13 protein-coding genes and 2 pseudogenes are annotated in these 11,417 nt (G+C 33.5%); 9 read left to right on the top strand and 6 right to left on the bottom strand.

The window, feature by feature from the left end; translation table 11 throughout:
• Positions 1-279 precede the first annotated feature (279 nt).
• Positions 280-609: pseudogene (locus ACP7AT_RS10540) on the top strand (23S rRNA pseudouridine synthase F); the annotation flags it as partial.
• Here ACP7AT_RS10540 and ACP7AT_RS10545 read toward each other — a convergent pair.
• From ACP7AT_RS10545 to ACP7AT_RS10555, 3 genes are all read right to left on the bottom strand, one after another.
• Positions 606-782 (bottom strand): catalase, encoded by a 177-nt coding sequence (locus ACP7AT_RS10545; protein WP_426064283.1) that lies wholly within the window; start codon positions 780-782, stop codon positions 606-608. The pseudogene ACP7AT_RS10540 and the gene ACP7AT_RS10545 sit on opposite strands and share 4 nt — an antisense overlap.
• On the bottom strand, positions 724-900 hold the full coding sequence (locus ACP7AT_RS10550; protein WP_426064407.1) for a hypothetical protein: 177 nt from the start codon (positions 898-900) through the stop codon (positions 724-726). Before ACP7AT_RS10550 ends, ACP7AT_RS10545 begins: the two co-directional genes overlap by 59 nt.
• 356 nt (positions 901-1,256) lie before the next feature.
• The gene (locus ACP7AT_RS10555; protein ID WP_426064284.1) at positions 1,257-2,042 is read right to left on the bottom strand and encodes an alpha/beta fold hydrolase; all 786 of its coding nucleotides are present in this window, start codon (positions 2,040-2,042) and stop codon (positions 1,257-1,259) included.
• A gap of 105 nt (positions 2,043-2,147) precedes the next feature.
• Between ACP7AT_RS10555 and ACP7AT_RS10560 the strand changes: the two genes are divergently transcribed.
• Positions 2,148-2,297 carry a hypothetical protein gene (locus ACP7AT_RS10560; RefSeq protein ID WP_426064285.1) on the top strand — a complete coding sequence of 50 codons (150 nt, stop codon included), beginning with the start codon at positions 2,148-2,150 and terminating at the stop codon, positions 2,295-2,297.
• Here the strand turns inward: ACP7AT_RS10560 and ACP7AT_RS10565 are convergent.
• Both ACP7AT_RS10565 and pyrF read right to left on the bottom strand, forming a co-directional pair.
• Positions 2,292-3,098 carry an ABC transporter substrate-binding protein gene (locus ACP7AT_RS10565; RefSeq protein ID WP_426064286.1) on the bottom strand — a complete coding sequence of 269 codons (807 nt, stop codon included), beginning with the start codon at positions 3,096-3,098 and terminating at the stop codon, positions 2,292-2,294. The two genes, ACP7AT_RS10560 and ACP7AT_RS10565, sit on opposite strands and share 6 nt — an antisense overlap.
• Positions 3,099-3,240: 142 nt before the next feature.
• Positions 3,241-4,074 carry an orotidine-5'-phosphate decarboxylase gene (pyrF, locus tag ACP7AT_RS10570; protein WP_426064287.1) on the bottom strand — a complete coding sequence of 278 codons (834 nt, stop codon included), beginning with the start codon at positions 4,072-4,074 and terminating at the stop codon, positions 3,241-3,243.
• Positions 4,075-4,607: 533 nt separating this feature from the next.
• Here pyrF and ACP7AT_RS10575 point away from each other — a divergent pair.
• The 7 genes and pseudogenes from ACP7AT_RS10575 (at position 4,608) to ACP7AT_RS10605 (ending at position 9,985) form a co-directional block, all read left to right on the top strand.
• A complete protein-coding gene (locus tag ACP7AT_RS10575; protein ID WP_426064288.1) occupies positions 4,608-5,171 on the top strand; it encodes a helix-turn-helix domain-containing protein in 564 nt (187 codons plus the stop codon).
• A gap of 11 nt (positions 5,172-5,182) precedes the next feature.
• Positions 5,183-5,629 carry a response regulator gene (locus ACP7AT_RS10580; protein WP_426064289.1) on the top strand — a complete coding sequence of 149 codons (447 nt, stop codon included), beginning with the start codon at positions 5,183-5,185 and terminating at the stop codon, positions 5,627-5,629.
• A 1-nt stretch (position 5,630) separates the two neighbouring features.
• On the top strand, positions 5,631-7,412 hold the full coding sequence (locus tag ACP7AT_RS10585) for a sensor histidine kinase (RefSeq protein ID WP_426064290.1): 1,782 nt from the start codon (positions 5,631-5,633) through the stop codon (positions 7,410-7,412).
• A 647-nt stretch (positions 7,413-8,059) separates the two neighbouring features.
• Positions 8,060-8,527 (top strand): annotated as a pseudogene (locus ACP7AT_RS10590) (porin family protein); the annotation flags it as partial.
• Between the two features lie 185 nt (positions 8,528-8,712).
• Positions 8,713-9,009, top strand: coding sequence for a YtxH domain-containing protein (locus tag ACP7AT_RS10595; RefSeq protein WP_426064291.1), 297 nt, complete (start codon positions 8,713-8,715; stop codon positions 9,007-9,009).
• Between the two features lie 82 nt (positions 9,010-9,091).
• On the top strand, positions 9,092-9,628 hold the full coding sequence (locus tag ACP7AT_RS10600) for a hypothetical protein (protein WP_426064292.1): 537 nt from the start codon (positions 9,092-9,094) through the stop codon (positions 9,626-9,628).
• 12 nt (positions 9,629-9,640) lie between these two features.
• Positions 9,641-9,985: a hypothetical protein gene (locus tag ACP7AT_RS10605; RefSeq protein WP_426064293.1), complete on the top strand. Its 345-nt coding sequence runs from the start codon at positions 9,641-9,643 to the stop codon at positions 9,983-9,985.
• Positions 9,986-10,066: 81 nt separating this feature from the next.
• On the opposite strand, the gene prfA is transcribed toward ACP7AT_RS10605, so the two are convergent.
• Positions 10,067-11,143, bottom strand: a complete 1,077-nt coding sequence (gene prfA / locus ACP7AT_RS10610; RefSeq protein ID WP_091203850.1) for a peptide chain release factor 1 — start codon at positions 11,141-11,143, stop codon at positions 10,067-10,069.
• Between the last annotated feature and the right edge of the window lie 274 nt (positions 11,144-11,417).

An 11,417-nucleotide genomic window follows, 5' to 3' on the forward strand; every position in this document is an offset into this window, starting at 1 on the left:
TACAAAGTTACTACTTATTTCCTAATATCAAAATAAAAACTTATTTAATTTTATAAAATGAAACTCTCTTCTATTTAAAGAAAAAGATTCGTTTTCTCAAATTCTATTTAGAGCCTTATTCCCAACCCCTTTGAATCTCGCCAATAGTAAAAACCCAGTCGTAAATTGTTTGCATGATAAAAAGGGTAGCAAATCCTAAGCAAAGTATTTTTATGTCCCTGTTTGTAATTTTCATTTTTATAATATTTAATTATTTGTTTAAACATATAAATTAATTAAACCCGAAAATGTAAAGTAGAACAAATCAGTAAATTCACTTTCAAAATTATTCTGACACAAGGTCTAAACCGTCAAATCCGTAGAATGACAGAATATTTGAGGTACGATGTTACGGCACTTAAACGCATCCGAATTATCAATATTTCGCTTGACATTCCTGTTGGTCGTTATCGCGATTTAACAGATGCCGAAATCAAAGAATTAAACGAACTCATCGAGCCTTCAAGCAAAACTGAAGAAGCAAGTTTGCCAAAAACGGAAGTATCAAAACGAAAAACTGAATTTATCAAAAAAGATGATCCCAGGTTTAAAGGACGAGGTGATTATTAAGTGGGCATAAAATCAAAAGGCATTATTACTTTAGTTTCTTTTGCGATTTCATAAAAGTTTTTAGCTGTTGTAAATCTGATATTATCGTGTGTTACTTTAAATCCTCCAAATATGTCAGAACCTTTTATATTCAATAGACGTTTTTGAATTCGTTTTCTGTTGAAATATATCATTTTCTCGTGGAATATAATCCTGCAATAATGAAGGTTCGCGGGAACCTACAGATTGAGAATTTTCGTTTTCTACTGAAGGACTTCGGGACGCTGTTGTAAATATTTCATGTGATTTCATATTAATATAATTTAATATTTTTCATCACTTGACAACAAAGAGTAAAACACAAATAAAATTGACGGTATGTACTAAAACTGTATTGAAAAACAATCTGCAGCATTTTTTTACCAAAAATAAATAGAATTGAAATACGTGAAGTTGGGTGTTTACACGGCTTATTTCAATAAAGAAAAGTTACTGAGTACTAATGGAATAAAGCTGTAAAAACTTAACGTATGTACAACAAAGTAATAACAAAATCTTAACAGCAAAACAACTGCTGAAGTGTGACCTTTGCAATGTAATAAACTGGTTATTTATTATTTTGGTTTTGGTTAGTTAAAGAATTGCCTGCATGTAAATGCAGGCTTTTTTTATTTAGCTGTGCTAATAAAGGAAAGGACGGCATCATTAAAAGCATTAGGTTGCTCCACATTTACTACATGTCCACATTTTTCGATTACAAAGAGTTCGGACGATTTATAATGATTCTCTACAACTTTACGAACTGATGGCAAAAACATATAATCTTCTTCGCCCATCACATAAAGAGTAGGAATATTCAATTCAACCTGACGAAACCATTTCAATACCGGATTTATTTCGGCAGTGAGTTTAAACCATTTTATAAATTCCTTTTGATATAATTTTTTGGCCTCGTTAATAAAAAGCAAGCGCGATTGTTTGTGACTTTTTTTGGGCATAATCACAAAAGCAAAAAACTTATACAAAACGAGGTAAGGCAAAACGTATTTAAACATATTTCCCAAACGCATCAATACCTGGGAACGGAAATTCATCTTTAGGATTGCACCTCCCAAAATCATGCTTTGTACCCTTTCTGGGTACATTTCTGCCAACTGTCTGATGAGTATGGTACCCAAAGAAATTCCAACAAAATGTGATTTTTTGATTTTAATAAAGTCTAAAACTTCCAAAATATCATTGGCCAAAGCCGAAAAAGTATATTTCTGTTTGAAAGCTGTTTTTAAAGTAGGTTTTGATTCTCCGTGACCTCGCAAATCTAACAACAATACATTATACTGTTTTTTGAAATCGCGAATTTGCTTGAACCAGATAGAAGAACTTCCTCCGGCACCATGAACAAAAGTTACCCACTGGTCGGTGTTTTTATTTTCGTAAATGGTATAATTAATCACGTGTTTTTTTTGTAAAAATATAACTTTAATTTTAAATCTCAATCTTAACAAAAAATAATGCCAATTTAAAGATTGTATGCCGTAAATTTGCAAAAAATTATACCCATGAAAGGATTACTGATAGAAAAAGATGAAATCGAAAAGTTAAAAAGAGAATACCAAATACTCTCCGAACAAAATTTCAACGTCGAAAAGACTACAGTAAAGTTAATCGTGACAACAGAAAAATTGATTTTAGACGAATGCGAATTATAATTTTTGATGCATTTTTTTAAAATAATCAAAAGCTTTTAGCAATCGGCTTCCATACCAAGAAAACATTTCGCCATCTACAAATACAGTTTTTGCGTGGTGCGTGAAACGACCTATCTCAAAAGCATCTTCTTCCTTAAAAGGATACGGCTCTGACGATAGGAAAACCAAATCAGGATCACCTTGCAAGCGCATTTTTTTGAGTTCAATTTCGGGATAACGTCCCGAAGTCTCGGAATTGTCAGCATAAATGTTTTGAAAGTGGTTTAGTTTTAATAATTCCGTGATAAAATTATCCGAACCTGCGACCATAAAAGGGTTTTTCCAAATGAAGTATGCTACTTTTTGTTCCGGTTTATCTTTGATGAAGTTTTTAAAATCGCTCAAGGCAAAAGCCAATTTGTCGTTCCATTTCTGGGCTTCTGTTCTGCAATTAAAAAGCTGACCAAAGTCGGTTATCATTTGAAAATTATCTTCAATAGTAATGATATTTGTCACCCAAACAGGACAAATTTTTCGCAATTCTTCCACAATTTCAGCGGTGTTTTCCTCTTTATTACAAATGATAATATCCGGTTGCAGCAATCTGATTTTTTCGTAATGTACTTTTTTGGTTCCGCCAACAATTTTCTTCGTTGATATAAAATGATACGGATGCACACAAAATTTTGTAATTCCTATAATTCGGTCTTCTAAACCTAAATCATAAAGCAATTCCGTTTGTGAAGGAACCAGTGAAAGGATGCGTTTTGGCGACGTTTCAAAAGAATGTGTTATTCCGATTTGATCTATTAAAGTTTTCATAGTATTATTTCACAAAGATTGAGACGAACATGCAGATATTCACTGACTTTTTTTGAAAAAAATTTACAAATCTTGATAAATAAATCTGTGTTAACTTATGAAATCTGCGTCTAACTGAATTCGTACCAATTCGTGTTTATTTTTATTGAACTGTGTTTAATATTGCTGCCATTTCCTGTTGCATCTTTAACGCCTCTATTCTTGCTTTTTCGGCAAAATCAATTCCGTTTGAGGCATAAATAATTGCTCGGGAGGAATTGATCAGCAATCCAATATTCTCGTTCATTCCGTATTTACAAACTTCCGAGAGGCTACCTCCTTGCGCGCCAACTCCCGGAACTAACAAGAAACTGTCAGGGACAATTTTGCGGATTTCAGTGAAATATTCCGCTTTGGTAGCGCCTACGACGTACATCAGGTTTTCGCTGTTTTTCCACGTTTTAGAAGTTTCTAATACTTTTTTATACAGTTCTTTTCCACCTGAAGTATCGGAAACGTTTAAAGTCTGAAAATCAAATGCACCTTCATTTGAAGTCAAAGCCAACATAATCGTATGTTTATTTTTGAAAGCTAAAAAGGGTTCAACCGAATCTTTCCCCATGTAAGGCGCAACCGTAACGCTGTCGAAATTCAAATCTTCGAAAAAAGCTTTGGCATACATTGATGACGTATTTCCAATGTCACCTCGTTTCGCATCTGCGATCGTAAAAATACCCGGATAGGTTGAGTTGATGTATTCAATTGTTTTTTGCAACGACATCCATCCTTTAATTCCGTTAGCTTCATAGAAAGCGGTATTGGGTTTGTAGGATATTGTCAAATCATGCGTGGCATCAATTATCGCTCGATTAAACTCGAAAATCGGGTCTTCTAAATCTAATAAATGCCTCGGAATTTTGTTTAAATCAACGTCTAAACCAATGCATAGGAACGATTTTTTCTGTTGAATTTGTTGGATAAGTTGTTGCGTTGTCATTTTTATATAGTTGTGCGGCAAAATTACAAACATAGAATCAAAATCAGTTACAATCCTGTAATAAAATTCGAATTTATATGGTGAAATCAAATTATAGAATTACGGTACTTAAAAAATTGCAATGACAGAAAACAGAGATTAATTTAGATTCAAAAAGAGCGTTATTAACAGAAATTGATAAAAGCAAAAACCGAGTTTAAAATTAAGATGTAACCTGCTAAATAAGTAATAATAACAGGTGAAATTCCGAGGAAATTCAAACAAAAAAACATTTAAAGCGTATACGAACTGTTAAAAAAATTGTAAAATTAACGATTGTTGAGCATTTAAAATTTTATTGAAGTGCCAAATCATAATTTTTTTTTATTTTTAAAATCTTAATAATGAAAACCTAAACCTTACGTAATTAATTAAAACTTGGGTAAAAGTCGCTAATCGCTCCGTTTTAAATTCGAAAAAAAGTTTTTAAGAATGATTCAAAAATGAATTTAAAAGCAAGCTTTTTATATCTTTACTATTAAACAAAAGTCTTTATGAAAGTATATTTAAAATTTGATTATGCTCAACTGACAAAAAAAATTGTTCAGGAAAAATTATCCGAATTGGGGTATAAATTTAATATTATCGGGTTTGGTGAGTTTAATTTTTTAGAAAAAATACCTTCTGGGAAATTGGATGAAATCACAGCTATTTTCAAAGAATATGGAATAGAAATCGTTGAAAATCAAAAAAGAGTATTAGTTCAAAAAATAAAAGACGCTATTGTTGAAATGGTAAATAGCGACAAACCTTTGAACATAAAAAGCTCCGTGTACATTGCGGATAAGTTAAATCTCAGTTACGCGTATTTGTCTAATGTTTTTTCAGAAGTTACGTACACTTCTATTGAAAATTTTATTATTATTCAAAAAATAGAATTATCCAAACAATTAATGATCAGCACACCACTTAATTTAACTGAAATTTCCATTCAGTTGAATTATTCGAGCGTAGCACATTTGAGCACACAATTTAAGCATACGACCGGAATGACGCCTTCCGCTTTTCAACGAATCATTTCGAAAAGAAGGGAATTATCTAACAAAAACAACAGCTAAAACACATTTATATGAATACTGAATTTATAAATATTTGCCTTGCGGACGATGACGAAGATGACAGACTGTTTTTTACAGATGCCTTTGATGAATTAAAAATAAATACAAAAGTGAGTACTTTTAATGATGGTGTCGCGCTGATGAATTATCTAAATAATGAGGATTCTGTTTTGCCCAGCGTATTATTTTTAGATTTAAACATGCCAAAAAAGAATGGCGTAGAATGTTTATTGGAAATCAAAAAAAATGAAAAACTAAGTGATATAGCCATTGCGATTTATTCGACCTCATCATCGGAAGAACATATTGAAGAAACCTTTATAAATGGCGCCAATATTTACATTAAAAAACCAAATGATTTTGAGGATTTAAAAAAAATACTTGCAGAAGTTGTGACCATAAATTGGCAATACCACACATCCGGCTTAAACAAAGACAATTTTTTAATGCGAATGTAAAATGAGATATACTCAACTTCAGAAGTCACCTGTTTTTTTAAAAATTATTTTTGTTATTTCGGTCGCGATTATATTTTTTATTGGAGGCATTACTTTTAAGCACATTACGGTTCTAAAAAAATCGTCCGCTTGGGTGAGCAACAGTCATGAGGTGAATGCTGAACTTGAACGTTTAATTTCCTATATAAAAGATGCCGAAACCGGACAAAGAGGATACATTTTGAGTAGTGATAAAAGCTTTCTGGAACCATATTATAAATCAAAGATTTTAGTAAGAAAATCGTTTAAAAGAGTTTCCAAACTAACGGCAAATAGCAGAACACAACAAAGCAATTTAAAAAAGCTGTTGTTTTTCATTAACAAAAGACAAAATTATCTTTCAAAATCTCTCTATCTAAAGGAACAGGGGATTTACGATCAAGAAATTCTTAAAAACAACTTAATTATCGGTAAACAAACAATGGATTCTATTCGCATCAAAATAGAAGACATGATGATTACCCAACACAGACTTTTAAAAAACAGACAACAGGAGTATGAATCGACTATGAATTATACTCCGCTGCTCATTTATTTAACGCTAATTGTAACCTTGGTTTTAATTACGATTGCTTTCATAAAAATGAACAGGGATTTAGTATTGTTGAAAAATACAATCAATACGTTATCTGTTGCTAATGAAGCCAATAATCTCGCAGAAATAGTTGGTGGTTGTGGAAGTTGGCAGTTAAATTTTGAAACGAATACCTATACTTTCTCTGACAATGAATATCGGTTATTGGGGTGCGAGCCGCAATCTTTTGAAGCGAGTTTAGAGGTGTTTTTAAACTTTATTCATCCTGAGGATTTAGAATTTGTAATCGAAAAGACCAAAAGCATTCATACCCAAAATGATCTTGCTCCTTTCACGTACAGAATTATTAAAAAAGATGACAAAATAAGATATTTCAGAACGGTAGGACGAATTGTCACAATTGCTTCCGGCGACAAAACTTTTATAGGCACCACAAGCGATGTTACGGAAGAAGTGCAGGCGCAAAACCTTATTGAAGAGCGGAACAGGGAATTAGAAAACAATAACAAAGAATTAACTGCTTTCAATTACATTGCGAGTCATGATTTACAAGAACCATTGCGAAAAATTGAAACTTTCCTTTCGCGACTAGTGATTAAAGATTACAGCAATTTATCAAAATCCGGACAGCAATACGTGTCTAGCATTCAATCCTCTGCCAACAGAATGCGGGTTCTTATTCATGATTTATTGCAATTTTCGAGAACTAATAAAGGTGAAAAAGTTTTTAAAGAAGTTGATTTGAATGTTTTACTTGAAAATGCAAAGCAGGAATTAGCTCAAATTATGGAAGATAAAAAAGCAATTGTAGAAAGTAATGAATTACCAACCTTGAACGTAATTCCATTTCAAATTCAGCAGTTGTTTATCAATTTAATAAGCAATTCTTTGAAATACAGCAAAGCCAAAACTGCTCCAATCATCAAAATTAATGCTTCGATAATCACTCACAACGAAGAAGACCTGCTGCCGAATAGCAACTCTAAATATTACAAAATTAGTATTGAAGACAACGGAATTGGTTTTGAGCAGGAATATGCCAAAAAGATTTTCATCCTCTTTAATAGACTTCACAACAAAAACGAGTACGAGGGAACCGGAATTGGTCTCGCTATTTGCAAAAAAATAGTAGAAAACCACAAAGGATTTATTGTTGCGAAAGGAATTCCTGATGAAGGCGCAACGTTTATCATTTATCTGCCGGCGTAATTTAAAAGACAATCTATACTTTATTTTACAATTAATGTTAGTCTCTTTCTGGAGGCACTCGCTTTTACAGTGAGGACTGTTTTTGCAAAAAAATAGTATTGGTTAACCTATTGGTTACAACTACTTAAAATTAAAAGTTCCAAAAAAATTTAAAACAAACGCTTCGATAAATAGAAAATTAAGATTCAAACGGCCCAAATTCTTGAGTCATAAAGCTGTGCTTTACTGTAATAAAGTAAAACTTCTTAAGTGAAATTCATAAAAACTATATTTTATGTGTTATTCAAATTCGCTTCATTTGCAAGGTTATTTAAAAAAAATAGACAAACCGTAACCTTTTTTGACGGTCATTTTTTATCCAAAGTTTTACAAGCCCATATTTAAATTCTGTAATAAAATTCGAAATTGATGTAACGCCCAATCAGCAGAGGCATTGCATCTTTGTAAAACTAAAATAACAATCTAAAAAGTATTCAGAATGAAAAATTTAAAAAAAGTATCAGCGGTTGTTTTATTAACTGCAGCATTAACAAATTTAATTCAAGAACAAAAAAGCAGTCTTCTATAGATTTAAAAGATGGTCTCAACACCTCTAACTTGTATACTAAAGATGTTGATGATGAAAATCTACCGATGGGTTTAATTTAGGATTGTTTGCGGAATCGCCTATAACTTCCAGCTTGGCTTTGCAACCAGAGGCAAGTTTTACGACTAAAGGAACCGAATTACAATACGACAATGCTTTTGCGCAAGGAACAGGGAAATTCAGGCTGAACTATCTTGAAGTTTCTTTGTTATTAAAAGCAAATCTAACAGACAATTTCAACGTTCACTTCGTTCTGTATGCCGCTTTTCTGGTAGATTCCAAAATTACAAATGAATCTTTAAACGGCTCCCACAACACAAAAGACAATATCGATGAAGATGATTTAAATAAGTTTGATCATGGTTTAGCCGCTGGAATTGCATTTGATTTTGACAGTTTTGGAATAGGCGCCAGATACAATTACGGTTTAAACAAGGTGGGAAAACAAAGAACAGTTATTGGACAAACCTTTACTTTTCCAGATTCTAAAAACAGCGTATGGAGTGTGTACGAAGCGATAAAATTTTAATGAAATAAGTACATCATGTCAAATTTAATTAATGCAGTCGCGGTGGTGCTTGTAATTATTTAAACGTTGGGATTTTTCATTTAGAGCGTAGGAAGCATCATTGCTGTTTTTTGGCAATAGCATTAATAGCCATTACACCGCGAATGATAAGTGGATATAAATTCAAATTTTTAAAAAAAAAAATCATGAAAAATAACAATTTAGCATCAGGAATACTTGGCGGTTTAGCAATAGGAACGGTTCTAGGAATACTATTTGCCCCGGCAAAAGGGTGCGAAACCAGAAAAAAAATTACTGATAAAAGCAGTGATGTAGCAAATTCGCTAAAAGATTCTTCCGGAAAATGGACTGAAAAAATCGCCCAAACTATCAATCATCTCAAAAAGGATTCCGAACAATTGCTTGGAAATGCTTCAGACATCTTAAAAGAAGAAATCGCAAATACGGATAATTTAAAAAGTATTAATAAGCACACAATTTAAGTCCAAAGTCGTTTCAAACGAACTTTTTACAACACTGAAAACTTATTTATTTTATTTCAAAAATTGATTTAAACACTGTATTATGAAAAACACATTCAATATTAAAACGGTTATTACCACGTTAGCTATAATTTTAGGAATAGCAACCACTACCGCGCAAGAAGCAAAAAATTACAATCAGGGATTTCGTCTTGGATTTGGAATCAACGGTGGACTTCCACTGGATAATCCATACGATTTCAATTTGGGTGCCGATGCCAGACTTCAATATGATTTGTCCAAAAAATATTCCGTAACATTTACCACAGGATTCAGCAATATGTTTGCATCTGGCGATACTAATGATTTGGGTTACATCCCTGCAAAAGCCGGTTTCAAAGCATTTGTACTCAAAGACCAGTTGTATCTGATGGGAGAAGTAGGTGCGGCTTTTGCAGTGACAAACGGATACAACGACACCTCTTTGTTGTTAAGCCCAGCCATTGGATATGCTACGGATAAAATCGACATCAGTTTGCGATACGAGCATTTCAATGACTTTCCGGTGATTAAAAACAACGTTGTCAAAGAGGGTTTAGGACAAATTTCACTGCGATTGGCATACGGTTTCAAACTATAACTTAAACCCAAAATGAAAAATTCAATACCACTATTAGGATTTTTTTTACTGACGATTTTCTTTACTTCGTGTAAAACTGAAACCGAAAAAAAGGCTGAAATAGTTACCGATAATTACGTTCGTTTTGTTGATTCTGTTACGCACAAAACTACTGCTGATGCGGCAGCGAATTGGTCCAATATTGAAAAGTATTTCGAAAAACAATCCAATGAACTCAATTGTACGATTGACAATTTAGATGATACTTCGGCTTTTGACGCCAAAATTGATTCAGCGACCGCTAAATACGAAACTTTCAGAAATTCGATTCTGCAGCAAAAAGAAGTAATTAAAGCAGTACATATTTCAGCAAAATAAATTTGGTTACTTATTGGTATAAAAAAACCAGCGAAAAATTATTTTTCGCTGGTTTTTTGTATTTAAAAGTATCTTGATTGCTTAGTAAACCTCGCTGGCTTCTTTCAGTTTTTCCATGTTGTTGACTAAAGCCAACTCATCAACAATTTTCTGAATGTCACCATTCATGATATTTCCCAAATCGTACAACGTCAATCCCACACGGTGATCCGTTACACGACCTTGCGCGTAATTATACGTACGTATTTTTGCCGAACGGTCACCAGAACTTACTTGAGACGTACGCGTTGTAGCATCTTCGGCTTGTTTTTTGGCTAATTCCTGTTCGTACAAACGGGAACGCAAAACACCAAATGCCTTGTCTTTATTCTTGTGTTGCGATTTTTGATCCTGACATTGCGCCACTAATCCTGTTGGAATGTGCGTTAAACGAACCGCTGATTTGGTTGTATTTACCGATTGTCCACCTGGTCCTGACGAACAGAAGAAATCCACACGAACATCATTCATATCAATCTGCACGTCAAATTCCTCTGCTTCCGGCAATACCATAACAGTCGCCGCCGAAGTGTGAACACGTCCTTGCGTTTCCGTTTGCGGTACACGCTGCACACGGTGAACACCCGCTTCAAACTTCAAGGTTCCGTAAACATCTTCACCGGTAACTTCAAAAATCACCTCTTTGAAACCACCCGAAGTTCCTTCATTCATATCCACCACAGATGTTCTCCAACCTCTGTTTTCACAGTATTTCGTGTACATACGGAACAAATCCCCGGCAAAAATACTCGCTTCATCCCCACCCGTTCCGGCACGAATTTCTACCATCACATTTTTCGCATCTTCGGGATCTTTTGGAATCAACATAAATTTGATTTCTTCCTCCAGTTCCGGCAATCTATCCTTGGCTTCTTCCAGTTGCATTTTGGCCATTTCGGTCATATCTGCATCACTGTTATCGGCAATTATTTCGTTTGCTTCTTCGATATTTGCCATCAAAATAACATATTCATCGCGCTTTTCAGCCAAAGCTTTTAAACTTTTGTACTCTTGATTCAATTGCACATAACGCTTCTGATCCGAGATTACATCCGGCTGAATAATCAAATCCGAAATCTCATCGAAACGTTGCTTTACTATTTGAAGTCTATCTAACATTTTCTTATTCCTTTATTTAGGCTGCAAAATTACGAAAAAAGTATTCAGTTTGCAAGGTTCACAATTGAGATTGTCATAGCGAATTATGAGGAACGAATTGTGTGACAATTATGAGCTATTTCCCGCTATTCACTTTATCTTTTTCTGGCAAAAAAAGACAGAAAAACGATGCCAGTTCAAACAAAGTTTTTTGAATCCAATTAAAATAAAAGTGAAGTGAAGTACTCAGGGCTATAAATTGTGCTAAAAAATTACGACGGGGGCGGTTTCCCGT

This window comes from Flavobacterium sp. DSP2-3-1 (genome assembly GCF_049896865.1).
Classification (GTDB): Bacteria; Bacteroidota; Bacteroidia; order Flavobacteriales; family Flavobacteriaceae; genus Flavobacterium.

Excerpts from the sequence above, each read along its gene's own strand:
- ACP7AT_RS10585 (WP_426064290.1), top strand. The coding sequence starts at position 5,631 with ATGAGATATACTCAACTTCAGAAGTCACCTGTTTTTTTAAAAATTATT.
- ACP7AT_RS10600 (WP_426064292.1), top strand. The coding sequence starts at position 9,092 with ATGAAAAACACATTCAATATTAAAACGGTTATTACCACGTTAGCTATA.
- ACP7AT_RS10595 (WP_426064291.1), top strand. The coding sequence starts at position 8,713 with ATGAAAAATAACAATTTAGCATCAGGAATACTTGGCGGTTTAGCAATA.
- ACP7AT_RS10580 (WP_426064289.1), top strand. The coding sequence starts at position 5,183 with ATGAATACTGAATTTATAAATATTTGCCTTGCGGACGATGACGAAGAT.
- ACP7AT_RS10550 (WP_426064407.1), bottom strand. The coding sequence starts at position 900 with ATGAAATCACATGAAATATTTACAACAGCGTCCCGAAGTCCTTCAGTA.
- ACP7AT_RS10560 (WP_426064285.1), top strand. The coding sequence starts at position 2,148 with ATGAAAGGATTACTGATAGAAAAAGATGAAATCGAAAAGTTAAAAAGA.
- ACP7AT_RS10545 (WP_426064283.1), bottom strand. The coding sequence starts at position 782 with ATGATATATTTCAACAGAAAACGAATTCAAAAACGTCTATTGAATATA.
- ACP7AT_RS10565 (WP_426064286.1), bottom strand. The coding sequence starts at position 3,098 with ATGAAAACTTTAATAGATCAAATCGGAATAACACATTCTTTTGAAACG.
- pyrF (WP_426064287.1), bottom strand. The coding sequence starts at position 4,074 with ATGACAACGCAACAACTTATCCAACAAATTCAACAGAAAAAATCGTTC.
- ACP7AT_RS10575 (WP_426064288.1), top strand. The coding sequence starts at position 4,608 with ATGAAAGTATATTTAAAATTTGATTATGCTCAACTGACAAAAAAAATT.
- ACP7AT_RS10605 (WP_426064293.1), top strand. The coding sequence starts at position 9,641 with ATGAAAAATTCAATACCACTATTAGGATTTTTTTTACTGACGATTTTC.
- prfA (WP_091203850.1), bottom strand. The coding sequence starts at position 11,143 with ATGTTAGATAGACTTCAAATAGTAAAGCAACGTTTCGATGAGATTTCG.